Below are 24707 nucleotides of genomic sequence, written 5' to 3' on the forward strand. Positions count from 1 at the left end.
ATCGCTGTGGGTGATCGGGCTGTCAACAGCTCAGGCGAGATCGGTTCCGGTCAGCAGAGCGGCGAGCTCGGTCGGCCGGTAGAGCACCTGCTTCCCGGTCCGTTGCGGTTCGACGAGGCCGGTACGACGAAGCAGTTGAAGGTGCTGACTCACTGCGGACGGTGTCACTCGGAGCTCGCCGGCCAGATCGGTCGTCGTCCGGGGATGTGTCAGGAGCTCGAGGATGCGCGCACGCGGCGTACCGATCAACTGGGCGAGATCTTGCCGGGACGGTGGCTCGACGACCGACCACAGGTTCGCCTGACCGCGCGGTGGATAGCCGAGCAGCGGATCGGCGCCGGGATCGAACGGGATGACCGCGTGCGGTCCGAACAGCGTTGGTTGCAGGACGAGTCCGCGACCGTCGACGGCCTCGGTCCGGCTCGGGTTCGCTACCCGGTCGACCTTGAGCTCGCCGTCCGCGTAGCTGATCGCGGGTCCGAGGTCGTTGAGCATCGCGCCGGTGCCGTGCTGGGTGAGGACGTGACCGCGGTAGCTGATGTCCGCCGACAGCAGCGTCCGCATCCGGTTCCAGTACGGCGCCATCACGGCGTCCCAGTACTGGCGTAGTACTTCGACGACCTTGTCGACGGTCAGGTCGTCGGGGAGTTCGCCGTTGACCGCGACGATCTGACGCTCGAACGTGGCGCGGTCCACGGAGGCGATCACGTCCAGTTCGTCGGTGAGTTGGGTGAGCGGCGAGGTGGGGCGGGGCGTCAGGAAATCGGGGCTGCCCATGGTGTCGTTGACGAGCCGGCGCAGGACCGTCCAGTCGAGGTCGGCGAGCTGCGGCTGCACGGCCCGCACCCAGCCCAGCTGCAGCGGGAAGCGGCCCGGATCCCGGAGCGCGCGCATCGACAGCACCATCTCCGCGACCGGCGACACCGCGAACCGGACATCGGCCAGGTCCTGCGAGTTCAGCAGGTAGGTCAGCACCTCCGGTCCCTTCCTCGTTGTTGGCCGATCCTAAATGTCGGTGGGCCGTGGAATGGTCGGTGCATGGGGTTCCGAACGATGGATGACAAGGAAGCAGCCGAGTTCCTGGCGCAGCCGCTGGTGGCCGTGCTGGCGATCGACGACCCGGGGTGGTCGCCACATGTGACGCCGGTCTGGTTCCATCACCTGCCGGGCGAGAACAGGTTCCAGGTGATGACGCCGGCCAAGTCGAAGAAGGCGAGACTGCACCGGACCGGCTCGGGTGGCCTGTCGCTCTCGGTCCAGACGGCCGACGGCCCGACCGCGAAGTACCTCAACATGCAGGGCGAGGCGCGGTTGCTGCCGCTCAGTGACGACCTGCTGAACGCGATGGTGGTGAAGTACCTGCCGGAGGAGTTCCGCGCGGCGTACCTGGCCGACCCGCCCGAGGACTCGATGTTCGACATCACCCCGCGACGGATCACCACCGGCGTGATCGGCTGACAGTTCGCCGCGCTGCCCCGTCGTACCGGGTATGACGAAGCTCGCGGAGTTGCAGGGAGAGTACGTACTCGACGGCGAACGGACCCGGATCGGTTTCCTGGCGGCGCATCGCGTCGGGAGCAAGGTGCGCGGGCGGTTCGCGGAGTTCGACGGTGCGGTTCGGTTGGACAGCGCGGATCCCGCGGCGTCCTCGGCCTGGCTCACCGTGCGGGTGGCGAGTGTCGAGACGGGCGACCGGCGGCGGGACGCGCAGTTGCGCAAGGATTTCTTCGGCGCGGCGACGTACCCGGTGCTGACCTTCGTGTCCACGGATGTTGTGCAGGTGTCGGAGCGGCGGTACGACGTGACGGGTGAGCTCACGATCCGTGGTACGACGCGGGCGGTGACCGTACCGTTCGAGCTGACCGAGGCGGGGCGTTTCACGGCGGCGCTGACGGTCGATCGGCAGGAGTGGGACGTGAACTGGAACGTGTTCACGACCGCGCTGGTGCGGGCGGACGTCGTACTCGAGCTCGATGTGGCGGTGAGCCGCAACAGGTGATGGTGCGGCTCACCTGGCCGGCTACTCGCAGGCGATGCCGTCGTGGTCGGCGTCGAGTCGGTAGATGTCGTTGCCGATGACCTTGATCGGGCCGTCGACGTACTCCGGTCCGTTGCCGCTCCCGCCGGAACAGTCCACGTCACTGGCGATCGGGACGCAGCCGGAGTAGTTCGGGTCGCAGCCCGAGGACTGTTTCGGTTCGTCGACCTTCGTACCGACGACGGTGATCTGGGTCCGCGGCTGCTTCGCGACTTCCTCGCGGAGCAGGTGCTTGGTGGTCTGTACGCCGTTCACGAACGTGACGCGGTACGTCAGGCGGCGGGTGCCGTTGACGCCGGTGGTGCGGACCGTTCGCTCGCCCTTCGGCAGCGAGCTGTCGGTGACGGTCTTCTTCTTGAACGGGATCGTGCTGAACTCCACGACTTCCTTCGTCGTGGTCTTGGGTTTCGCCGGCGTGACGCTGGCGATCTTGGCCGGCGCGGTGGTGCTCGTCGCCGGCCCAGTGGGTGTGTCTGTGGGTGTGCCTGCGGGTGTCTCTGTGGGTGTCGGTGTGGGTGTCGCGGTCAGCGTGGTGGTGACGTGGACGGTGGCGATGGCGGCCGGTTCGCCGACTGTCGTCGTACCGGAGTCCGCTCCACAACCGGCAGCGAGTGCGCCGACGGCCAGACACGCGACCGGAACCAGCGCAGCACGGAAGAAAGACACGTTTGTCCCCCCAACCCGCCGTCGGTTCCCCCCGCGGCGGGATTGTCAGCGCCCGGACCTCCCGGGCGAACACCGATCTGTACCAGCCGCGCTCAGAGACCTGCAAGCCTCAGAATTGCGCGCCAGTGAGGATGTTGGCGCCGATCGGGCTGATCGTGTGCCGGACGGCGCCGCCCGCGCGGCGGGTCGTCACCAGGCCGGTGCGGTGCAGGACGCGGGCGTGCTCACTCGCGGACGCCAGCGAGATCCCGGCACGGGCAGCCAACTCGCTGGTCGAACACGCCTGCTTCGAGATGGTCCGCAGCACGGCGGCCCGCGTCCGCCCGAGCAGGTCGGCGACCGCCCGCTCCGGATCGACGCACCGCTCGGCCCACGCCGGGTCGTGGTGCACCGGGTAGACGAGGACCGGCGTACGCTCCGGATCGGCCGGCATGATCGGATGCCGCCAGCAGAAGTACGACGGCACCAGCCGCAACCCGCGCCCGTCGAGATCCCGGTCGAGATCGACGTGCCCCATGTCGACGTGCAGGTACGGCGGCTCCCACTGCAGCACCGGATGCAACGTGCCCGCGAGCGACTCGAACCCGCCGGTCGTCACGGTATCGCTGTGCACCTTCACGTCCCGGCTGATCATCGCGGTCATGATCGGCATCTGCGGCGCGATGTGCGTACGGTGGAACTGCCGCAGCCCATGACACAACTTCGCCAGTACTGCGGGATCGCCGGCCGCGAGGCGACGGGTCCAGTTCGGCAACCGCACCTGCTCCTGATCCGCCAGCAGCCCGAGTTCGCTCTCCAGTTGCTGCTGCGGAGTCGCCGCGATCGCGCTGAGCCCCGCCTCCAGCCCGTCGACGGTCTCCGCCGGCGTCAGAAAGTCCGGCGAGTACCCGACCGGCGGCGCCAGCACCAGCAACTCCCGCTCGAGCGGCGTCAACCGCGCCCGCGTCCGCTGCCGCCACGCCCCGAACACTTCCGGCTCGTCATCGGTCTGCACCATGTGCATCCCGAGCAGCACTTCCCACAACGGATCCGGCTCCCGACAGATCGTCGTACGCGCCAGATCAACACACCCGAACCGGATCCGGAAACCCATCGCCTTGTCCTCCCCCGAGGAAGCAGAACGCCGAAACCCACCCCGACGTCACCACCGACCACCACGTAACTACACACCGTAAGCGCCAAGAGGGTCACCCCCGCCCCCTCACCCCGCCCAAGCAAACCCCCGCCAAACCTGACACACTGTTCCCTCACCCCCTCAGGGGCCTCTAGCTCAATTGGCAGAGCAGCGGACTTTTAATCCGCGGGTTGTGGGTTCGAGTCCCACGGGGCCTACAAAACCCCAGGTCAGAGAGCTGACCTGGGGTTTCGTGTCTTTCTGGCCCATGGTTTACCCCATGGTTTTGTCCTCCGGACCAGCGTTGAGAGCCCTCTCCAGAGCAATCGCCGCAGCCGGATTCTTCGCCTTCCGACCCATGTACACGTCCTGCGTCATCGACGGCCGCGCGTGCCCGAGCTGGTCTGCGATCTGCCGCGCGCTTTGCCCTGCGTCGTCGAGGATCGTTGCTGTCGTCTTCCTGAACACGTGGGACGTGAGCCACGAGAATGCGTCAGCCTCGCTTGGCGCCGAGGCTTCATCAACCAGGCGGAGCAGGGTCGCCCGCTCCTGACCTCGCAACCGATACAGATCCAGCAGCGCCGCTGCATCCTCTCGCGTGACCTTGAGCCGAGCGCGCTCGATCAGGCTGATTCGCGAGCTGGACCAACCGAGGCGCTTCGTCACCTCGGGTTGCGTTATGCCGGCGTCTGGCCTCGCCTTGCGCAGTTGATCGCTCAGCGCCCGCCGAACCTCACCACCGATCGGAGAGCGCGCCTTCCGTAGATCCCTGTTGACGTTGGACGGGTCACGGAATCCGCCACGCGAGTCGGGGAATACCGCTTGTTCCAGCCGAACGCCCTGTGCCGCTCTGGACAGCAGCATCGAGAGACACCAGGAGGGCACGACCAAGACGCGCTCACCTGCACGGGATTTGGTACGCGTTCGGATCAGCCCATCACCCGTCACTCGGATGATCTGGTGGGTGATTTCGATCTCGCCTGTCTGGAGATTCACCTGTGACCACAGCAATCCGAGCGATTCGCCGATTCGGACGCCGGTCGCGAGCATGAACGTGGTCAGGTCTGGAAGGTCCGCCCGTACAGCAGCCGGATCCTTACTGATCTGAGCGAACCAAGCTTCCCGCTCGACCTGTGTCAATGCTCGGGGCCTCCTCTTTGGCTGTCCCTCGATCCGCTCGACATCGCGAACCGGGTTGACCGGTAGCGCGCCGTACCGAACAGCCAACCCCAGGATTCCGGAGATGATGCTCCGGCAGCTCCGTCCTGTGGCAGGCCCGACCTCATCTCGAATTGCACAGATGACTTTGTCAATGAGCGGGGTGTTCATCTCGCCAAGGCGAACATCTCCCAGCCCAGGTAGAAGAGTCCTGTCCAAGTGGCACCGGTAGGTGTCGAGACTCCCAGCAGAACGCCTCCCGTCCTTCACCATCTGTCGGAACTTCTCAAGCCACAGATCAGCAGCAAGCGAGAACTTGTCTGACCCCGTGAGTTTGCTGCCCCGACCGCCGTTGCGACGCTCGATCAGCTTCTCCTGCAGGTTGTTCTCTGCAGCGGTCTTGGATGATTTGGCCGGCCATCCGGCATGGTTGGCATCCTTGGCCGTGCTTCGCTACGCAGGCATCAGAATTATCGATCCACACGATGGCTCGGTTTCGTCCCTGGCGCCGATCCGATCAGGAACCGGCGACGTGGTGTCTCAAGGCTTCGATTGGGCTTGGGTCTTCGCGCGGCTACAGAACGGGCGAGATCGTGCACGATGAAGAGGTCTCGATACCGTAGATCAATCGCGATCTGTTCGATCTACCATGACACTTGCCATCGGAATCAGGCGATATTCTTCAACCCATTCGACTGGCTCAGGACCATCGTAGAGTTCTACGAAGTGCGCCACCGTCTGTGGTATCGTCGCATCTTTGAGGAGATCCTGTCTCATGTCATCGAACGTCTCACGCATTCTCCGCGGGAGTCGCGAAGCATCGAAATCGACCTGCGCGGCGAGGCAAGTAGCCCGATCATGGAGGCACCAGTAAACCGTATTCTCATCAAATACTGCATACAAATACGAGTTCTCTAGCGATGGCACGCGGGGAACGTCCCTATCAGCTCGGCAGCGCGACAGACATGCGCGCCATCTTTGGAGCGCCTCAGTCCAAAGAACTTCAGAGGGATCTTGAAGTACTTCGCTAAGTGAAAGTGGAAGGCTGTCCATTCGCCTGGCAAATCCATCTTGGCCAAGGAACATCCAGGCGGTGCGCGGATAGTTCTGCACCTTAGCGACCAGCAGGTCTCCGATGTAGGTTACCAAGCCTTCCAGCGCATGCAACGCGCCTTCAGCCTCATGTCGGTCTGGCATGTAGCCGGAATGCATGATCTTGTTTCTCGGACGAGTAACGTGCTTGAACCAGTCACTTACCGGTCCAGACGAATTCTGCTGGATCACCCCAACTTCCGCCGAGACGGGGAGGATAGAGAGTCTTAACTCGCTTTACGATCGACATATTGTTCGTGAAGTCGGAGACGCAATCTTCGGGTCGTCGCCCCTCCTCCCACATCATGCTCTGCAAAACCTCATCCAGAAGAAGCTCAGCGGCGGTGGCGGTCCAGGTGATGGAGGCGCGATAATCGCCAGTCAGCCAGAATGCGACTGAGGCCTCGCGACGAAACTCCGTCAGCGCCTCATGCGGTCCGTTCTCCGCTACGCGCTGAAGGCTGATGTCCAGTCGTTCAGAGTCTATTACTTCCTGTCCAGCGCCTGGGAGGCCAACCCATTCATGAAGATTAACGGCGACGAAGAATGGACCATCCGCCAGCGTGTATGGATCATCAGGATTCGCGCCGGTCTCCGCGAACTCTCGCACGAACGCCGGAACGAGCGCCGGAAGACGCTCGCGTGTAACTAGGGTGATTGGCTCATGACATGCCCGATGGTATGCCCTTTGAATCAGTTGAATGGCATCGATCGCCAGAGAGAGGGCCACGTCGCCAATCTCATCCTCGTCCCGATCCGCCAACAACGGGACCGCTACTTCCAAGACCGAGTACTCGACCAGCACCGAGTCTTCCAGCACTTGCCCCTTGGGCGCGTTGCCGAATCGCCCGCGCCCAATCCTGTGCACGGTCTGAGCTGCAATATCGAGCATGTCTAGACCACGAGGTTTGGCTGACTCGAGGTGGTGGACTATTCGAGCGGCGAATATGTCGTCATATGGCCGAGGGATCAACTTGGGAGCGCTGTCGCCGACACCGATAGCCTCCGGCTCTGCCTGCGGCGGAAGAACGAAGCTATCCACATTTCTCGGTGCATAGTCGCTACGGAGGTTCAAGTCCCACCCATCCTCAAGCCCAAGCCGCTCGGGTAGGACGATGGCGAAGTGAACGATCCGTTCTGGCCATGCGGTTCGTGACTGACTGGCCGCTTTTGCCTGCTGCTCTTGAGACTCCACCATTCCCCCTGGTTCGCAGGCGCATCAGTCTGCCAGCTCGGACGTCCGGCGGCCAACGGGACCGCGCAGATCGCGCAGCCGGCGGTATGCAAGGTCCCAGCTCGTCATCGCTGGCTCCTCGCACCTCACATCGTCTCAGCACGTCAGGACAGCTATCGGCACAGCAACAGCCAACCTCGTCCTCGCAGAATAGCCTTTCCTATCTGCTCTCACTCATACGTTTCAGAAAGCGGCGCAAGACGGCTAGCAATTCTTCGTGGCTGTCCAACGCTTCCACCGGAATTCGATCGACGAAGGCAGCGCCTGCATCCCTATACAGATGATCGCGCGTGCCATCAAAAGCTCGGCGCCGATTATGATGCGGCCCGTCGACTTCAATAATCCCAGCTCGTCCTTTATAGGCGATCAGCAAGTCGGGCTCCCACGTGTGATCTCGCAGACGCAATCCAGGAAGCGGGGCAATAGAAAGTGTCTCGTCGGTCGGCATCTCCTTTTGCTGAATATGTTTCAGCGCTCGATATACCTTGAGCTCGCCCGGGTTCGTGAAGGCAAGATTGTCTTCGATATGCCTTGGGGGACCAACGCGGACACGCCGCCCTTGATTCGAAACTTTCTTGCCCGCCAACTGCTCACGAAGTTGCTCGCGCCAGGAGGGCCCCACCGGCGGTAGACTCTCGCGGACTGAGATCCATTCGACTCCGTAGCCTTTTCTTCGAGATACCTCCACGCATGCGTCTTTGATCTGATCTACGACGTCGCTAGAAAAGCGGGGCCGGTCCTCAGGAGCGACCTCAAGCCAGAGATCTTGGGAACGATCTTCAGGGTCGTACTCCAAGACAGCCTTCTCCACATCAAGCACCAGTCCGGCAACGTCGCGCTCACCCCGCTGTAAAAGAAGAATTGCAGCGCCGCCAAGGATCGCATCAGCTATGATGCTCTCCTTTTTCTCACGGTCCTTCCAAGGATCGCCGATGAGATCGTCATAGCTCGCTGGGCGCTGCGACTCTGCGACCGCCCATGGATCATCCTCGACCACTTCGAGACCTCCGCCTTACTCTGCCGGTTGGTTACCGCATGACGACACACCTTAGGTCAGGGACACCAGAGTTGGTTCGAATGGTGAGCACCATCAAGCTTGACTGCTGTGCTTCTTGTACCGCAGCGATGTGTCCCGGGCCTTCGTCTACACCTCCGGCGCCCGTCCCGCCTCGCGACGCAGTGGAGAGGCGAGGCGCCAATCACCACGAACGACGACCCGAGGTCCGCCACGAGGCCGTCGACGTTGTTGCGGTTAGCTGTCCCACGTGTCCCACTGTCCCAGTCAGCCTTCTGACCTGCGGAAACTCTCGCCGAGGCCGAGACCCATGTGTCCCAGGTCCCAGCTTTCGTCGGCCCGCTACGTTCCAGCCCTCAGCTCGGCGGGCTGGGATGTCGACATACAGCCAGTCCGGGGCCGGCCGGTGTGGCGTACCGGGACTGAATCCCGGCATCCGGGGCGACAGCAATGGCGGCGGGCCGAGATCGCCGATAGGGGTCTGCGCCAGGAGTCTCGGGTCTGCCCGCGCACTGACACGGGCAGACCCGGGCGACAGCCATTAGGCGTGTTTGTCCCGCCCTGTCCGACACGCTCATGAGGTGATGATCACGATTCGGCCTCGACCCCGCTTCGGGCGGTAACGAAGTACTCCGGCGAGAGATGTGAGTCACGGGGATGAATCAACTCACGCGGTGAACCAGGGGGATCTGCAGATGCCACCACGCTTAAAGAGCTTAACTATCGAGAACCTGCGCTCGGTCGCAGATCCGGTCCGAATCACCTTCCCAACCGACGGTCCACTCGTCCTGCTCGGTGAGAATAACGCCGGGAAGAGCAACATCACTCGGGCGATCGACATTCTCTTTGGCGAGCGGTGGCCGACGACCCACTCTATCGAAGATCACGACTTCCACGGTCGGGACTCCGATGGGATCGCCATCAAACTCAACGCAGACGTCGAGGGCTTGACGTGTAGTTATGATTCCGTGGGATCAATCGACCACATCCGGTGGATCTATGACACCCAGCGGTCTGGGGATCCGATCGATTACTCGATGCACTGCGATAGATGCGCGAAGACGTTTGTCACGAAGGCAATTCGATCCCCCCTCTTCGCAATGCGGATTGATGCCGACCGCCGGCTGTCATATCAATTGTCGTATACGAGCCAGTGGACGCTGCTGTCGAAGTTGATGCATCGATTCCATAATCGTCTTCTCTCCACACCTGGACGCAGGGCAAGACTGGAAGCCATCTTCGAGGAGCTCGTCGGACAGTTCTCTGAGGTTGCTGAGTTTCAGAAGTTCCGTGAGCTTCTGACGGCCACAACTGATGATTTCGGACAAAACCTGTCATATCGGCTCGACATCGATTTTTCGGCCTACGACCCTAGCAACTTCTTCCGATCCCTCCGTGTTCATCCAAAGCTCGATGGCGCTGTCCGGTCATTCGACGAGCTGGGAACGGGTCAAGAGCAGATTCTCGCACTGGCATTCTCGTACGCGTATGCACGTGCCTTCGGCCAATCTGACGGCATGATCCTCGTCGTCGATGAGCCCGAATCACACCTGCACCCGCTCGCCCAGCAATGGCTTGCCGGCCGACTCGGCGGCATGGCGACAGATGGCTTGCAGGTTGTCCTAACTACTCACAGTCCGCACTTCGTCGACATGTCTCGACCCGAGAACCTTGTAGTAGTGCGCAAGTCTCACTTTGGGGCGACGAAACTAACTCAGGTAGATCGCGACGAGCTTGCCACCGAAATGATCGGCATGGGAGCGGACCCCACGCGAACCACGCCGACAACCATCGGCAACTTCTACGAGGCCAGCGCGACAACGGAGATCAAAAGCGCCCTCTTTGCGCGTCTTTGTGTATTGGTTGAAGGTGACACCGAAGCACTTGCGCTGCCCGAGCTCCTACGCCTCGTAGATTTTGATCCGTTGCGGCGCGGCGTGGCTGTTGTCTCCGTTAATGGGATCGGAAATATTGCGAAGTGGGTGCGGATGTTCGCCGCATTGGGAACGCCGGTTTACTGCGTCTTCGACACGGACACCGATAAGGTAGCAACAAAGGAAGTCGAAGAGCTCCTTGGCAAGCGGAAGGACATTTTCCGCGCCCTCGGTGAAAATCCAGCGGGCGCCGAGACAGACAACCTCAGCCACGAGTCTTTACATGTTGAAAACAATTACGCGACCCTGCGTCATAACTTCGAGCACTCGGTTGGGGCCCTCTTTGGTTCCGTTTGGTCCGACCTGTACGCCGAGTCAGCCCCAGTCGTTGGCGCGTCGTCGAAACCACTGCGCGCCCGATACGCCGCGCGCGGTCTACGGGATCATGCGCTGCCGACCGCGGCAACGCTTGCACTTCAGGCGCTCGCCAGCGCTTTGGCAGGGCATCTAGCGGACTCCAGCGCCGCGTCATCAGATGCGGCTGCCGCGCCGGCCGACCTTGACTTGGCTGACGAACTCGACGACTGGGACGGACAACCACCGTTCTAGGGCGGCCTCGCGTTCGGCTCGAGCTGCTGGAACATGGGCATGGCTTACCCCATGGTTTTCGACAGGAGGCGACCGGAACTGTTGAGGGCTGATGGCGATCCTGATCGCGCATACCTGCAGGTCAGCAGCCAGATCAGGAAGCAACGGGGAACGTCGCGACGCAAGCTGGGGGAATCCGCGGGTTGTGGGTTCGAGTCCCACGGGGCCCACTGCTTTCCGCAGGTCAGGCGCAGATCGGCGCCTCGGCCGGGATCGTCGGGTCTGCGTTAACTCTGCCAATACTCACGGTGGCCGATGCATGCCCGTCTGAGGGGGATCGGCGGCTCCGCGCAGCCAGCTGGCTGCGCGTTGCTGAGCGACGTATCGCGTCCTGTCGCACTGCTCTCGTTTCCTCCGATCACCAGCCCGCCGAGCCGTTGAGTCGCCACGTGCTGTTGGACTGTGGAGGGCTGAGATGAGCAGACCGCACCTTCCGATCGGAACGTGGGGCAACGTCCGATCCCGTGCTGAGAGGAAAGACGCCGAGGGCAAGGTGGTCTCCTGGCGCGCGTCTGCGTACTTCCGTGACCACGACGGACGTACCCGTGAGGTCACCGCGTCTGCCAAGACCAAGGGCGCAGCCGAGCACCGCCTACTCACGAAGCTGCGAGACCGGGCAAAGATCACGCAGTACGGCGAGCTGAGCCCGACCGACAAGATCAACGACCTCATCGACCTGTGGATCGAGAAGTTAGAGGAACGCATCGAAGACAGCCGGCGATCACCGACGACGCTGACGACGTACCGGACAGCCATCAAGAACTACGTACGCCCTGCCCTCGGCGAACTCCTGATCGGTGAGGCAACCACACCACGCATCGACAGAATCATCGGAACCATCAAGCGCACCGTCGGTCGATCCACAGCGAAGACCTGCCGCGCGGTCATCTCCGGCATGATGCAACTCGCCGTCCGGTACGGCGCTCTCATCGTCAACCCGGTCCGCGAAGTCGAGGCGGTCGAGGCCCGCCCGAAGGACCCGCCCCGAGCACTCACCAACGAAGAGATCGCCGGCCTACGGCAACTCCTGACCACCGACGAAGCCGCCGTACGAGCCGACCTTCCTGACCTGGTCCTCTTCATGCTCGGCACAGGCGTCCGAATCGGCGAGTCGCTCGCCGTCCGCTGGTCACAGGTCAACCTCGAGTCCGGCGCAATCGAGATCACTCACACCATGGTTCGCGCCCCAGGCCAAGGCTTGATCCGCAAGGCCCCTAAATCCAAGGCCGGCGAACGCGCCCTACCTCTCCCAGGCTGGGCCGTCACCATGCTCCGCCGACGCCACGCAGCCGGCATCCTCCCCGACGAACCCATCTTCGCCGACTCCCTCGGAGGCTTCCGAGACCCCTCCAACGTCCGCCGAGCCCTCCGCCGCGCACTATCCCCCGTAGCCAGCACCGCCCGCCGCGACCTAGGCGAGACTCTCCGATCCGCCCGCCTCCAAGCCGGCCTCACCCGCAAACAGGTCGTCACGAAACTCGGCTGGCCCAAGACCAGGCTCGAGCTGATCGAGAGCGGCCGCATCAAGCTCGACCGCGAACTCGTAGCCACCCTCGTCAAGACCTACCGCATAAACCTCGACGCATCCCCCACCCTCAGCGCCCAAGTCGACCAAGCAGCCCAGCCCTCACCCTCAGACGCCCTCACCTGGATCCGCTCCCACACCTTCCGCAAAACCACCGCCACCGCCCTAGACCGCCGAGGTCAATCCGCCCGCCAAATAGCCGACCACCTAGGCCAAGCCCAAGTCTCCATAACCCAAGACGTCTACATGGGCCGCCGAATCCACAACCCTCCGCCGCAGCCGCCCTGGACCAGGAGTTCGCGGATCTCGACCTCTGGTGAGAGGCCAGTTCGAACGTGCGACGCAGTGCTTAGGAAGATGAAGGCACAGAGGGATGCACGACCGACCAACTTGGCCGACCATCGCGGTCATCCCCAGAAGATGCTCGTCGGGTCGCGGTCGATCTCGGTCAGTAGGTCGTCGATACTCTGCGATGGGGCGAGTCTGTCGTAGGTATGGAAGCGCTGGTGTCGGTCGACCCAGTACAACGTCCAGGACTTGTCAGTGGCGTTGTAGCGCAAGCGAGCGATTGCGGAGCTGGTCCAATCCGCCTGGATGTCGTCGTGCCAGGGCGGGCGCCGGCTCAACGAGTGTCAGGTGGCGTGGGGCGACTTCGCACTCGATACGCAGTTGGTCGCGAGCGTGCTCCGGAACCCGTGTGGCGCACCATCGCTGTACGCGTTCGACATCCAGTTCGGACAGAGCCATTCAATTCACCAGTCGTGAGGCGACCCTGAGCTGTGCCGATCTGGTCAGCAGCTTGGCCGGTCGGGCGTGCGGAGCAGGCGGTGGGTCGACCTTCTTGACGGAAGTGCGACGCCGTACCTCAGACCCTACCGACCGGCGGCCGGTCGGACCTGGCCGATCGCCTCATGCAGCGGCCTGGATACTTGAAAAGTGACGTACTCATCGCTGTAGAGCTTTGAAAGTAACGCTTGGATGTTACTCTTGAAGAGAAAGGAGGTGAGAATGATGCGTGCGGTCGACGTGTTGGAGTCGCTGGAACTGGTTGGTTCCAGCCAATGGGGACTGGTGACGACGGCCCAGGCCCACGAGGCAGGTGTGTCCAAGATGCATCTTTCCCGCCTTGCCGAGCGCGGAACTGTGCACCGTGTTCGTCATGGCGTCTACGCACTCCCTTCCGCCGACACCGGACCATTGCAGGGGCTGCGCGCAGCCTGGCTAGCCACCGGCAGCCAGCCCACGGGCAACCAGAGACTGGCCGTGGTGTCTGGTGAGTCCGCGGCAGCCGTGCACGGCCTCGGCGACGTGCTGGCTTCCAGGTACGAGTTCACTACCGCAGTACGTCGGCAGACCACGCAGCCGGACATCCGGTATCGCAAGCGTGACCTGCCGGACGGAGATGTCGCGTGGGTCGATGGGCTGCCGGTGACTTCCGTCGCGCGCACTGTCAACGACCTGGCCACCGGCGGTACCGACTTTGACCACCTCGCTGCGGTGGTCCGCGATGCAGTCGCCACAACCGACGTCACGTCCGGTTCCCTCGTACAGGCGCTCGAGCCGGTGGCTGAGCGGTTCGGATCTCCGGACGGCCACGCCCTGCTCGCGGCGCTCCTGAAGGCAGCTGGTTTCCGACCTGACACCGGGCTGCTGGAGTTGGCGGTCCCTGAGCTGCGGGAGAAGTTCTTCCGAGCACTCGCGCCCCAGTTCGAAGACATCGTCAGCCGGGCCGTTGACGAGCGACTTCGCCAATTGGGGCAGGGGATCGCCTTCACCTCGGCGACTCAACACGTAGTCAACGCAGCACGACCTGACGGAACACGAGATGCCACAAGCCGGCAGAACAGGAAGATCGACGATGGCGGAGCCGCTGACTCGGCTGGAAGCGAACCGGCTGCGACAGTCCTTGGGGGCCAAGCTGGCCAGCGAGGCCAAGAGCCGCGGCGTCGCGGCTGACCCGATCCGCAAGCAGTACATCTTCACGATCTTCCTCAGCCGCATCTTTCAGGACCCCGATGCCCCGTGGGTGCTACTGGGCGGCAACGCGCTACTGATCCGAACTGGAGGCGGCCGATTCACCCAGGATGTCGATCTTGCTCGCGAGACACCGTGGACCAGTACCGAAGACGCCTTGTCAGAATTGCGGCAGCTGTCCAGCCGTCGGCATCACGGAGACCCGTTCGAGTTCGAGCTGTACTCGATGACCATCCAGCGAGAGGTCGACCCCTATGGTTATGGCGCCGAAACCGCCAAGGTGAAGGCGCGGGCCTTGCTGGGCGGTCGAGAGTTCGAGTCCTTCAGCATCGATCTCACGACCCGGCGACACCTCGATGCCGCGGTCGACCATGTGCCACTCAAACCGATCATCGACCACGAGACCCTGCAAGACCTGCCGTCGTCAAGGCGCGCACCAGCGCCGCGTCGGCTACGCCGTACACCTTGCATGCCTGCTCGACGTCCAGGCTCCGCACTGGAGACTCGCCGTTCTCCAGTCGCGAGACCTCATCCCCGGCCTGTTACAGACTCGCGACTACGCGAAAAGCATCATGGGAGATGAGCGCTTCACCCGCTCGGACATCGATCCTGATGTGCTCGAACGCCGGTTAGAGATCCGGCTCAACCGGCAACAGATCCTGGACCGCGAGTCGGGCGCGCCCAGACTCGCCGTCGTACTGAGCGAAGCAGTGGTCCGCCGGCGTGTCGGTGGTGCCGAGACGATGGCAGAGCAATTGACCCACCTACTGGATATGGCTCAGCGCCCAGATGTTGCGATCAGGATCATGCCATTCGACGTTGAGGAACACGCCGGCATGACGACCGGGCCGTTCGCCCTGCTGGGCTTCCCGTCCCGCGGTCCGCTGGTCGAGTGGTCCGGTGCCTACGTGGACGGCTTCCTCGGGTTCTTCTGGTCGGACAAACCAGACGAAGTCGAACTGCTTCAGAAGGCTTGGGCGAATCTGTGGGAGACCGCCCTCGACGACGCGAAGTCCGCTGAATTCATCAAGCACAGACTCAGCCAACTCCAACCGAACGCCTGATTCCAGCTGGGTCAGCGCTGGTCGGCGGGCGCGAAGTAGTTCGTGAGCATGTCGGTGGTCCAGGCCGGTTGGTGGGTCTCGCCCCGCGGCCCGAACTCATCGAACCAGGGCTTGATGTCGATGACAGGCGTTCCGTCGACAGCGTCGAGATCCTCGACGTGCAGGTCGAGCCCATCGACCTTGACAAGTCGGCAGCGAGAGATGCCGAGCCAGTTGATCCTGCGCATATTGCGGTGACCGAACGCACCAACCTCGGGCCAGGCTGGGTTGTCTCTGGGGCGGCGGGCGCCGAGGTTCAGATCGGTCTGGTCGGAGAGGTGAAAGAAGAACACGACCTCGAGGTGTGAGAACGCTTCGAGGCCGGCGGTGGACCGTTCGTCGAACCGCTCGTTGTTGATGCGCAGGATGGAGCGGGTACCGCCCCAGTAGTCATCGGTAGGTTCGCTTCGGCCACCGATCACCTGGGCAACGGGTTCGACCGTGAGAGGACTCGGCGTCATCGGGACGTCCTTTGATCGGTGAGTGGTGAACAGGGTCATCTCGGTGCGGAGGCGAGGTAGCGTGCGGCGCGATGATCGAGCTCGGCAGCGGCTGGGATGCCGCGGACCCGGAACGGCGACAGCGCCGATCGCATGTCGACGACAGTTTGACGCGTGCGGCCAGAGTGCACGCCATCCATGGCGTCAAGAGCCGCCGACCAGGTTGAGCAGGCTTCGTCGATCGCACCCTGGCGCGCCTGAACTGCTCCGAGGTACCCCAGGGTCACAGCGTGCGTCCGGGTAAACGTTGCCGCCTTCCGCGTACGGACGCTGCGTCTGAACTGGGCGATCGCCGCGGCCAGATCGCCGAGGTCGCGCAAAGTACACGCAGTTTCGTGGGCAAGGCTGGCCTCGCCGAAGAAGAAGACCCGGCCGGGCTCGTCGTCACCAGAGCCAGCGGCGGTCAGGTTGTCCTCGGCGCGCAGGAGCGCTTTCGTAGCCGCGCTGCCTTGACCGTCAGCCGCAAGAGCCCTGGCCTGGACGACCTCGAGCAGAGCGCGTTCCCTGGGACTAGCCAATGTCGATCGTGTCCCCGACAGCGACGCCTTGGCCAATTGCACTGCTTGTCGTGAATGGCCGAGGTCCACAGCCTGGTGTGCCATCGCGCGCAGGACGTGGCCGGCCAGGGGTGGATCGTCGGCCTCTGCGGCGAGTTGGACGGCGACGGTGAAGTACTTCTGCGCGGTCGCATGCTCGGCGTTGTCGAACGCCATCCAGCCACTGAGGTACGCAAGTTCGCCCGCCGTGGCGAACAGACCGCGGCGAATCTCGGCGCTCGCGTGGGCGGCTCTCAGCGCGCTGGCGACGTCAGATGTCAAGTACTGCACGACTGCTGTGCGCGCGTGCCCGCCGCCGCGGCGCTGGTCGATTCGGGTGAACATCTGCGCCATCTCTCGGATCGCTTCCAGGTCACCGGCGCCGATCAACCGGCCGCTGCGCGCAGAGCGCTGGGCTCCTCGGCGCGCCATGGTTTCCCACCAAGCCTGTGGAGGAACCGCCAGTGCGGCCACGGAGTAGCCGGCGGCTCGCAGGACTGACCTGCGCTCGATGTCCACGTTGCCCCTTCCCAGATCGGCGAGCGCTGTCAGCGTATCTGCGGACCAATCCGGTGCTGCAGGTGCCCGCGGACCGGACAGGCCGATCTGGTCGAGAGTGACGACCCTGCCGAGGCGGCGTGAAAGTGCCTCCACCAAGATCGCCGGCGCGTCACCCGACGGGGTCGACCCCGCGACCCAGTGCGAGACGTGGGACCTGCCCACCGAGACGAGGCGCTCGTTGCCGGATTCGGCGGCCACCCGGCCTACCGCCAGTGCGAGTTGGGCATGCGACCAGCCTGCCTCCGCTATCGCTGCGGCGAGCTTGGAGTTGCGGCGCGTTCCGGCGCTCGACGTTCCCGTTCGCTCGTTCACCACTTTCACCACTCTCGGCCCCAGAACCGGTGTCCCACCCACGGTAGCTAGTGATTCGCTCATCGTATCCGCACCGAAGCAGCAGGAGGGCCCGAGAGTGCAGTCAGAGCACGTTGCGCGGCACGTGGTACGACCAGATCCGCAATGGTGGACCTCGGGCGTGCACGCGGGCCGGCTGCTGCGTGACTGCTTGGCTGAGCAGGACATTCGGACGCTGTTCTTGTTCCTGCGCGATCACGGCTACAGCAGGAGCGCCCTCGCTGCTGCGTCCGGTCTCGCGGAAACCCGGGTCCGGAGTATTTCCCAGGGCAAGCAGGTGGTGACGTCGTACGACGTACTGGTGCGTATCGCGGATGGGTTTGGCATCGACCGCGGTCTGCTGGGTGTGGGGTCTCATGTGCGGAGCGGTGAAGCCAAGAGCGATGGCAGATTGCGCGACCCGGGCGCAGCGCCAGGGTTCGTCGGATCGCTGGCCGCCCTGGCTGTTGGCCCGGTCCCGGCCGAGCTGAATGGATACGTCGCCTCCAAGCAATCCACCGCGACCAGCGTTCCATCGCGGGTGACTGCAGCCCACGTCGATCTGGTCCGCGTGGTTCGTGACGAACACAGACAGATCGATGCCGCCCATGGCGGCGGGTCCTGCCGGGACTCCGCGGTCAGCTACCTCGCATGGGCGAATGGCATGCTGGCCAGCCGGTTCGAGACGGAACGAACCGAGACAGACTTCAAGGCCGCACTGTCCGACATGTACCAGGTTGCCGGATGGGCAAGTCACGACCTTGGGGACCACGGAGCGGCCCGTCACTACCTAACTGCTGGGCTTGTCCTTGCGCGGGAGATCAACGAACTCGCTCTGATCGCTGGTGGTTTCTACCGCCTTGGCCGCGTCTCGATCCACCAAGGTCGGGCCCAGGAGGCGCTGCGGCTATGGCAGCTCGGACAGATCGTGGCCCAAGACAGCGGAAATCTCGCAGCAGTCGCTGTCTTGCACGCGAATGAAGCCTGGGCCTACGCCATGCTTGGCGCTGCGGACAGGGTCTCCGACTCACTTGCACGTGCTCAGGAGGAACTCGGACGAATTGACGAAGAGACGGTCCCGTCGTGGGCTCGATTCTTTCTTGCACCTGCAGACCTGGACGGTATCTCGGGGGTCATCTACGCCTGCCTGGCCTCCCATGTAGAGCATCGGACCCGGTTTGCGCCACGCGCGATCGAACATGCTGAGCGCTCGTACGCGACCAGGGGCGCTGGGGAGGAGCGGAGCCGCACGTTTGACGCGATCAGCATTGCCACCGGCTACGTCCTCGATGCGCAGCCAGACCTTGCGGCGGCGGCCGGTCATCAGGCCGTCGACATGGCCATGGCCACTGACTCGGTTCGCGCCGCCGATCGGTTGCAGGCGATGGTGTCCCTGGCTCGTCCGTACACAACCCACGACGGGGTGAGCGGGGTCCTCGAGCGTGTTGGTGCATTGATCAGCGGCTAGCTTCTACGGCGTGACAACTCTCAGCAGTGGCGAACGCGACCGTCTCGATACTGCTCTGCGCGACATCGCCAGCGCGGCAGGGATCGACCCCGCGGGCGCCGTACTGCTCCGCTACACGATGAACGCCGTCTACAAACTCCCCGCCGCCAACCTGGTGCTTCGTATCGCCCCCGCAGCCAATCGTGTCACCGTCCACCGCGTCACCAAGATCGCCCACCGGCTGGCTGAACTCGACCTGCCTACCGTCCGGCTGGCGCCCGGACTGCCAGAGCCGATCGAGACCCCAAGCTGGGCTGCCACAGCTTGGACCTACCTCCCGCAGACCTCCGCGCAACGTCACCGGCAAGCCGAACTTGCCCGTCCGCTGCTGGCATTCCACTCGCTCAACGATCTCGGATTCTCCCTCCCGCAATGGGATCCCATCAGCCGCGCACAGTCCCGCCTCGAGACCGCTGCGGCAGCTCGGGACGGGGACCTGGACTACCTGCGGACATGGGCATCAGACCAAGTCGGGCTCGGATTGAGCGATCTCGTCGGCTGGCTGCGAGACCGCGTCCGCTCGGTCCGGGCCGCTGCCGAGTCGACCGAGTGGCTGCTGCCCACGGCCGTTATTCACGGTGATGCCCACGTCGGCAACCTGCTCACCGACGCTCGCGGCCAATCTGTGCTTTGCGATCTGGACTCGGTGAGTATCGGCCCGCCTGAGTGGGACCTCGTCCCGGCTGCCCACGGCGTGGAGCGGTTCGGAGATCCGCGTGAGCAGTACGACGATCTCCGTGCGGCGTATGGCTTCGACCTGCTCTCCTCGCCCACTTGGCCGACCCTGCGGTCGATCCGCGAGCTCCAGATTGTCACCAGCGTGATCGGCGGGCTGCCCGGCCGGCCCTACGTCGCGGAAGAGCTGGCTCACCGGCTACGCAGCCTGATCGCAGGCGATGCGGCTACTTGGCACCGCTACCAGTAAGGCGGTGCAGCGGTGGGGGTACATCGTGGACCCCCACGCTGGGCTGAACAACTCCGCGTGTGCCGGTCGAAACTCGGTGATGTAGGCAACGAATCGCCCAAATGGGCTGGGGCTTCAGCCTCACTGCCCTCGCCCGAGACCCATTCGACTGAGAACGGGGAAGTTCATGATCGGCTGTTGGCTCCTAACGCACGCGCACACGACGGTCCTGTACGGCCTCATCGGCATCGCGGTGGCTGCGTACTCCGTGATGCTCCGCGACGTCGCGCAGGAGGTCCGCGGGTGATGACAATCACCGAGCCCTTGGCCGATCCCAGGCCGCAACGTCGTGTGCGGGTCTGGTTCGGCGATCATGTGATCGCCGACTATCTGGTCGCCCCCAAATTGGCTGAGCGGTACGCCGCGGCATCCTCCAGGCGATTCGGTCTGCCAGTGACGGTCGACCTCGTGTCCGGGCCGATCCGGCTCGACGGCGGGCAGTGAGGTGACCGGCGCTGCCCGACCGGCCATGCTCGGCTACTTCGTCGAGACCTTCCTGATGACGCCGACCGAGCAGGACCGAGCTCGCAACCTGCTGCTCGGGTTCGCAGACCGCGCGGGTTCACAGATGACGGCGATATACATGGAGGCGCTCGACTCGCAGCCAGCGGCAATCGAGGCTTTGATCGAAGCAGCGCGCCGAGGAGACGTCTCGGCGGTCGCAATCACTGCCGCCGATTCAATCGCAGCGCAGTACCGCCGTGAACTCGAGGACGCCGGAGTCCGACTCCTGATCGCGCGCGACTCGCCCAGAGCAGGCGAGGCCGAGGCTCCTCAATGCCTCCTCCCTGCGGCCGACCTCACGACCGCGGGTAGGCCTCGGCCTCGCCACTGTCCGGAGTTCCTCGGTCCCGGGATCCCCGCACGCCCCTGTGCACAAGCCCGGGACCGAGGACTCCACCTTGAACCGGCTGGCTCCCGTCGTGAACACGGCCTGCGGGAGCCAGCCGTTCCAACCCCGAGTCAGCCGGGTTCCTGGCTGGCCTGCCCGCCCCGAGCGAAAGAGAAGCAAATGACCGACCTCACCACCGCCGCCCGGCGGAAAGCTTCCCGCAGCAACAACAGCAACAACTGCGTCGAGGTCGCGCTCATGCCGGACGGCGGTGCGGCGGTCCGCGACAGCAAGGAACGGGGCTGCGGCCAGATCCTGCGCTTCACCGCCGGCGAGTGGGCGTCATTCACAGAAGGCATGAAGGCGGGAGAGTTCGACCCTCGTGCCTGATCGCTCAGTCGCGCGGCGTGTCTATCCGCACCGGCGAGCACTGCCCGTGTGGGCCTCGCGGCGGATACTGTTCGTGATGGTCCTGCTACTTCGGGTTTGCGTTGGCGTGGATAGGAGACGGCTGTGTCCGAGCTGAGAGGTCGTCGCGGCGGCGACGACCCGAGCAAGGGCAACACGCCAGGGAATCAGGCTGGCGAAACCGGGCGTCCTGAGAACGAGACGTCTCGGCAGTCCGACGACGGCGTGCGTGATCAGCAGACAAGCCGTACAGATGCTCCGACGCCGGATCGCCACGACGCCACACATCACGAGGCGCTGCGTCCGTTGCCTGCTCGCGAGAAGTCCGAGCAGCGCCTCGATGACGTCTACTGGCCGGGCAACGCGCGCGGGACCTCGGCTGAGCAACGTGACGACTCAACCGCCCCGAACTCCTCCACTGTCGTGTCCCGCGCGTCGGAAAGCAGGCAACAGGACTCGCGGGCGTCCGCTGACCCTCGGCTGAGGGAAGTGCAGGCATCCGAGGCGGACTCAATTGACGAAGACCAGACCGCGGACCGTCGATCCTCACAGCCACTGACTGCTCGCGAAAAGCTCGAGCAACGTCTCGATGAGATGTACTGGCCGGGGTACTCCAAGTGGTCGTCAGCCGAGCGGGGCGATGACGAGTCGGCCGAGCGACGACCGGTCGATCCTCCCTCGGCCCCGGCGGCGGCGCCGGTCGATGATCGATCCGAGCCGGAGGACCCGTTCGCCTCCTACTCACCAGAGCTTCGGGCGCACATGCTTCACGACGACACCTTGGCTCGCCTCCAGTACATCAGCCCGCCCGCTCAAGAAGCCGAGACCACCTCCCACGACGCAGATCCTCCCAGTCTGGTTGAGTCGCCTGGTGCTGACGAGCGAACGTCAGAGGTGGAATTGCGTGACGACGTAGCGAGCGTCGCGTTGACGGCGGACGACAGCACCGCGTCGACGTCACGTCTGGCCAGCGAAACCGGCGATCAGCCCGCTGCAAGTTCGCCTGACCACCCGCCCACCGACCTCGAGGCTGCCGCAGGCAAGGATCAGAAGCTCGCCGTCGACAGCGTTCCGGCCGGTGGCAACGACTTGCTCGAAACCGATGACGTTGCTGCTGGCATCGATTCCGAACCAGGGTCTGTTGCCGGCGTCGACGAGGTCGCCGAGCTGGAGCACGAGTTCGTGGATGATGCCACCTCGGAGGAGATGGACCAGTACCGCCGAATCCGGGAAGCTGACGACGTCGACGCGCTCGCGGATCACAGCGGGATGCCGCGTGAGGTCATTGAGGAGGCAAAACAACACCTCTTCCAGCGCCAGCACGACGTGGCAGTTCGCCCAGGCGAAATCAGGCACGGCTACTTCACCCCGGACGCGTTGTACGGCGATCTCTGGGAGCGAGTCGCGTCCGGTGCGGAGTTGACTGACAAGAATCGAGTGGAGTTCTGGTCGTTGCTGGCGCACGAGTACGTCGAGTCAAGGCTCATGGCGGCCGGACTGCCGTATCGGTCGTCAGATCCTAGAGCCTGGGACCAATCGGGGACGCCACTGGCCACCTCTGATTATCCGTCGGCGCACAACACGGCACCATTGAGTGCGCGGTCATCGAGGATGGACTTACTGATTCTCTGGGATTCGTCGTTGGACATACCGAGGGGCGACCTTCGGGTCGCGGAGGACCTGTCGAATCTTGACGAGGTGGTACGCGTGGCGAAGGAAGGGCTGGGATTGTGATGGATGCAGGAGCGTGCGAGCGGCTCTTGATGCGTCTTGCGGCGGCGAGCTGGGACAACCATGAGGCCGAGGAACGGCACTCTAGGTCGCGAGGTCTGCTTGCGCAGGAGTATTTGCGGCGGATGGCGATCTGGGCCGAGGCGCTTGGTGTGCCGAGGCAGTGGCCGGTCTTCGAGTTGGCGATGGTGTTCGATCCATCGGTCGAGACTGACGAAGGCTGGCTACTGCGCCTGGAGGCTGAGGTCGGGCGTGAGCTCGGGACTCGGACGGAACAGGTGCTCACCGACATGTTCCGGTGGGCTTCTTTGGGCGAGCGTCCGAAGGAGCGGTTTCCTGAGTTCGAGGATCCGTATGAGCCGATGGTGCAGGTGTTCGAGCGCGGCGGCGAGATCTATCCCGGCCATGGATCTATCGAGCTCCTCGCTGCCTCGGTTCCATACCTCGGCATCACCGAACGCCTTACTCAGCCTCCGTTCCCGATCGACGCCGCAACCTTGGATGAGGTCGACGAGAAGGAACGGGTCAGGGTCGAGAAGTCACGCGCACGCCGAGCGGCCAAACGTGCGGAGCAAGAGCCCACATAACAAGCTGGCGAGGCCGAGCAACCGTCAACTGACTCGTGATCGAAATGCGCCGTGTGGACCGGCCGTGGTCCGTGCGGAGGTCGGCGGGTGGTATCGGCGCAAGGGGAGGGATCGGTGCTTTGACCACTTTGGTCGCCTGTGAGCGACTGCTGGCACGGCTGACGGCCGCGAAGTGGGACGATGACGACGCTGAGGATCGCCACGTTTCGTCACGGGGGCGGTTGGCGGTTGAGTACATGCGGCGGATGGCCGTCTGGGCCGATGCGCTAGGCGTTCCCGGGCAGTGGCCATTCTTCGATCTTGCCGTGATGTTCGATCCGTCGGTCGAGAACGATCCGGTGTGGATGGAACGCCTGGAGGCAGACAGCGGACACAAGCTGTGGACGAGGTCCAGGCAAGTCGTTGCCGACATGTTCCGTTGGGCTTCTCCTGGCGATCGTCCAAAGGAACGGTTTCCTGAGTTCGACGACCCGTACGAGCCGATGATCCAGTTGCTTGAACGCGGTGGCGAGATCTGGCCGGGCCACGGCTCGATCGAGTTCTACCTAGGGTCCGTGCCGTATCGCAACGTTGCTGACAGGCCCTCCCAGCCCCCTCTTCCGATCGATCCGGTCACATTGGATTCCTTGGACGAGGACTACCGGCCTCAGGGCCGAGGGATCCCGTGCCCGTGCAGCCGCCCAGCGAGCAGCCGAGTCAGTGCAGCCACCCACGCGAGAGGTGCAATGACGCGGACGCAGCCTGGCCGACCCTTCCAACGCCTCGACTGGATGCGCTACGACGACTGGGCGATGCCGAACAGGAGGCACGCTCCAGGGTGGCTGGTGCGTGCGCCGGCCACCGCCACGATGCTCAACTGTTGCGCTTGAGCGAAGACGTCGCGGCCCGCCTGTCCGTCGATCGCTCGCCGCTATAACCCTCGTCCCGTCCAAAGGAGCAAGGCTGTTGTCGAACGAACAGGGCCGCATCTTCCGTGAGGCATGGATCGCAGGCGTGACGAAGCACTACCCCGGCGAACCAAAGCCCGGGTATGTCGCACCGTGGGATGAGACACCCGATTGGGAGCGGGAGAGCGCGGCGGCGGTCTATGAGCAGGTGCGGGGGTTCGTCGAGGTCTCTGGAGGAAACACGAGCAAGCTCAGCCGGGAGCAGAAGGGCCGGTTTGTGGCGCTGTGCTGGATCGCGCAGATCTACCGTCACATCCCCGACCCCAAACCCAGCTACGTAGCCGACTGGGACGATATGCCAGCCTGGCAGCGAGAGACTGACGCGGACATCTTTGAACGGATCGAACGCGAGAGCTGACACCC

At 64.0% G+C, this 24707-nt stretch carries 26 protein-coding genes and 1 tRNA gene; 16 read left to right on the top strand and 11 right to left on the bottom strand.

What is annotated here, in order from left to right:
• Positions 1–30: 30 nt before the first annotated feature.
• Positions 31–975: a DUF5937 family protein gene (locus ACWGID_RS16040; protein WP_452197235.1), complete on the bottom strand. Its 945-nt coding sequence runs from the start codon at positions 973–975 to the stop codon at positions 31–33.
• Between the two features lie 78 nt (positions 976–1053).
• Here ACWGID_RS16040 and ACWGID_RS16045 point away from each other — a divergent pair, with 78 nt between their 5' ends.
• Entirely contained in the window at positions 1054–1458 is a 405-nt protein-coding gene (locus tag ACWGID_RS16045) for a pyridoxamine 5'-phosphate oxidase family protein (protein WP_452197236.1), read from the top strand.
• Positions 1459–1489: 31 nt separating this feature from the next.
• Positions 1490–1999: a YceI family protein gene (locus ACWGID_RS16050; RefSeq protein WP_452197237.1), complete on the top strand. Its 510-nt coding sequence runs from the start codon at positions 1490–1492 to the stop codon at positions 1997–1999.
• Between the two features lie 21 nt (positions 2000–2020).
• On the opposite strand, the gene ACWGID_RS16055 is transcribed toward ACWGID_RS16050, so the two are convergent.
• Positions 2021–2704, bottom strand: coding sequence for a G5 domain-containing protein (locus ACWGID_RS16055; RefSeq protein WP_452197238.1), 684 nt, complete (start codon positions 2702–2704; stop codon positions 2021–2023).
• A 109-nt stretch (positions 2705–2813) separates the two neighbouring features.
• A complete protein-coding gene (locus tag ACWGID_RS16060) occupies positions 2814–3797 on the bottom strand; it encodes an ArsR/SmtB family transcription factor (protein ID WP_452197239.1) in 984 nt (327 codons plus the stop codon).
• Positions 3798–3963: 166 nt separating this feature from the next.
• On the opposite strand from ACWGID_RS16060, the gene ACWGID_RS16065 reads away from it, so the two are divergent.
• Positions 3964–4036, top strand: a tRNA-Lys gene (locus tag ACWGID_RS16065).
• A 55-nt stretch (positions 4037–4091) separates the two neighbouring features.
• Here the strand turns inward: ACWGID_RS16065 and ACWGID_RS16070 are convergent.
• From ACWGID_RS16070 to ACWGID_RS16085, 4 genes are all read right to left on the bottom strand, one after another.
• Complete coding sequence (locus ACWGID_RS16070) at positions 4092–4958, bottom strand: tyrosine-type recombinase/integrase (protein ID WP_452197240.1); 867 nt, start codon at positions 4956–4958, stop codon at positions 4092–4094.
• A gap of 642 nt (positions 4959–5600) precedes the next feature.
• On the bottom strand, positions 5601–6260 hold the full coding sequence (locus ACWGID_RS16075) for a hypothetical protein (protein WP_452197241.1): 660 nt from the start codon (positions 6258–6260) through the stop codon (positions 5601–5603).
• A complete protein-coding gene (locus ACWGID_RS16080) occupies positions 6226–6960 on the bottom strand; it encodes a hypothetical protein (RefSeq protein ID WP_452197242.1) in 735 nt (244 codons plus the stop codon). Before ACWGID_RS16080 ends, ACWGID_RS16075 begins: the two co-directional genes overlap by 35 nt.
• A 502-nt stretch (positions 6961–7462) precedes the next feature.
• Entirely contained in the window at positions 7463–8299 is an 837-nt protein-coding gene (locus tag ACWGID_RS16085; RefSeq protein WP_452197243.1) for a hypothetical protein, read from the bottom strand.
• Between the two features lie 692 nt (positions 8300–8991).
• Between ACWGID_RS16085 and ACWGID_RS16090 the strand changes: the two genes are divergently transcribed.
• Together ACWGID_RS16090 and ACWGID_RS16095 are read left to right on the top strand one after the other, a co-directional pair.
• Positions 8992–10800 (top strand): ATP-dependent nuclease, encoded by a 1809-nt coding sequence (locus ACWGID_RS16090; RefSeq protein WP_452197244.1) that lies wholly within the window; start codon positions 8992–8994, stop codon positions 10798–10800.
• A 454-nt stretch (positions 10801–11254) separates the two neighbouring features.
• Positions 11255–12856 (top strand): helix-turn-helix domain-containing protein, encoded by a 1602-nt coding sequence (locus ACWGID_RS16095; RefSeq protein WP_452197245.1) that lies wholly within the window; start codon positions 11255–11257, stop codon positions 12854–12856.
• On the opposite strand, the gene ACWGID_RS16100 is transcribed toward ACWGID_RS16095, so the two are convergent.
• Positions 12772–12990, bottom strand: a complete 219-nt coding sequence (locus ACWGID_RS16100; protein WP_452197246.1) for a DUF3024 domain-containing protein — start codon at positions 12988–12990, stop codon at positions 12772–12774. The two genes, ACWGID_RS16095 and ACWGID_RS16100, sit on opposite strands and share 85 nt — an antisense overlap.
• Positions 12905–13111 (bottom strand): DUF3024 domain-containing protein, encoded by a 207-nt coding sequence (locus tag ACWGID_RS16105; protein ID WP_452197247.1) that lies wholly within the window; start codon positions 13109–13111, stop codon positions 12905–12907. Before ACWGID_RS16105 ends, ACWGID_RS16100 begins: the two co-directional genes overlap by 86 nt.
• Before the next feature lie 261 nt (positions 13112–13372).
• On the opposite strand from ACWGID_RS16105, the gene ACWGID_RS16110 reads away from it, so the two are divergent.
• The 3 genes from ACWGID_RS16110 to ACWGID_RS16120 are packed head-to-tail and all read left to right on the top strand — an operon-like array spanning position 13373 to position 15402.
• Positions 13373–14320: a type IV toxin-antitoxin system AbiEi family antitoxin domain-containing protein gene (locus ACWGID_RS16110; RefSeq protein WP_452197248.1), complete on the top strand. Its 948-nt coding sequence runs from the start codon at positions 13373–13375 to the stop codon at positions 14318–14320.
• Complete coding sequence (locus tag ACWGID_RS16115; protein WP_452197249.1) at positions 14223–14921, top strand: nucleotidyl transferase AbiEii/AbiGii toxin family protein; 699 nt, start codon at positions 14223–14225, stop codon at positions 14919–14921. The genes ACWGID_RS16110 and ACWGID_RS16115 overlap by 98 nt, the downstream gene beginning before the upstream one ends.
• Positions 14869–15402, top strand: coding sequence for a DUF5753 domain-containing protein (locus ACWGID_RS16120; RefSeq protein ID WP_452197366.1), 534 nt, complete (start codon positions 14869–14871; stop codon positions 15400–15402). The genes ACWGID_RS16115 and ACWGID_RS16120 overlap by 53 nt, the downstream gene beginning before the upstream one ends.
• An 11-nt stretch (positions 15403–15413) precedes the next feature.
• Here the strand turns inward: ACWGID_RS16120 and ACWGID_RS16125 are convergent, their stop codons facing one another.
• Together ACWGID_RS16125 and ACWGID_RS16130 are read right to left on the bottom strand one after the other, a co-directional pair.
• Positions 15414–15941: an SAM-dependent methyltransferase gene (locus ACWGID_RS16125; RefSeq protein ID WP_452197250.1), complete on the bottom strand. Its 528-nt coding sequence runs from the start codon at positions 15939–15941 to the stop codon at positions 15414–15416.
• Positions 15938–17350 carry a hypothetical protein gene (locus ACWGID_RS16130; protein WP_452197251.1) on the bottom strand — a complete coding sequence of 471 codons (1413 nt, stop codon included), beginning with the start codon at positions 17348–17350 and terminating at the stop codon, positions 15938–15940. Before ACWGID_RS16130 ends, ACWGID_RS16125 begins: the two co-directional genes overlap by 4 nt.
• A gap of 97 nt (positions 17351–17447) precedes the next feature.
• Here ACWGID_RS16130 and ACWGID_RS16135 point away from each other — a divergent pair, with 97 nt between their 5' ends.
• From ACWGID_RS16135 to ACWGID_RS16170, 8 genes are all read left to right on the top strand, one after another.
• The gene (locus tag ACWGID_RS16135; RefSeq protein ID WP_452197252.1) at positions 17448–18836 is read left to right on the top strand and encodes a hypothetical protein; all 1389 of its coding nucleotides are present in this window, start codon (positions 17448–17450) and stop codon (positions 18834–18836) included.
• Between the two features lie 10 nt (positions 18837–18846).
• A complete protein-coding gene (locus ACWGID_RS16140; RefSeq protein WP_452197253.1) occupies positions 18847–19800 on the top strand; it encodes a phosphotransferase in 954 nt (317 codons plus the stop codon).
• Positions 19801–20085: 285 nt separating this feature from the next.
• Positions 20086–20283, top strand: coding sequence for a hypothetical protein (locus tag ACWGID_RS16145; RefSeq protein ID WP_452197254.1), 198 nt, complete (start codon positions 20086–20088; stop codon positions 20281–20283).
• Positions 20284–20851: 568 nt separating this feature from the next.
• Positions 20852–21061 carry a DUF397 domain-containing protein gene (locus ACWGID_RS16150; protein ID WP_452197255.1) on the top strand — a complete coding sequence of 70 codons (210 nt, stop codon included), beginning with the start codon at positions 20852–20854 and terminating at the stop codon, positions 21059–21061.
• 123 nt (positions 21062–21184) lie between these two features.
• On the top strand, positions 21185–22813 hold the full coding sequence (locus ACWGID_RS16155; protein WP_452197256.1) for a hypothetical protein: 1629 nt from the start codon (positions 21185–21187) through the stop codon (positions 22811–22813).
• Positions 22813–23397: a hypothetical protein gene (locus tag ACWGID_RS16160; RefSeq protein WP_452197257.1), complete on the top strand. Its 585-nt coding sequence runs from the start codon at positions 22813–22815 to the stop codon at positions 23395–23397. The genes ACWGID_RS16155 and ACWGID_RS16160 overlap by 1 nt, the downstream gene beginning before the upstream one ends.
• A gap of 119 nt (positions 23398–23516) precedes the next feature.
• Complete coding sequence (locus tag ACWGID_RS16165) at positions 23517–24266, top strand: hypothetical protein (protein ID WP_452197258.1); 750 nt, start codon at positions 23517–23519, stop codon at positions 24264–24266.
• A gap of 76 nt (positions 24267–24342) precedes the next feature.
• Complete coding sequence (locus ACWGID_RS16170) at positions 24343–24702, top strand: hypothetical protein (protein ID WP_452197259.1); 360 nt, start codon at positions 24343–24345, stop codon at positions 24700–24702.
• Positions 24703–24707 lie beyond the last annotated feature (5 nt).

This window comes from Kribbella sp. NPDC054772 (assembly GCF_053611945.1).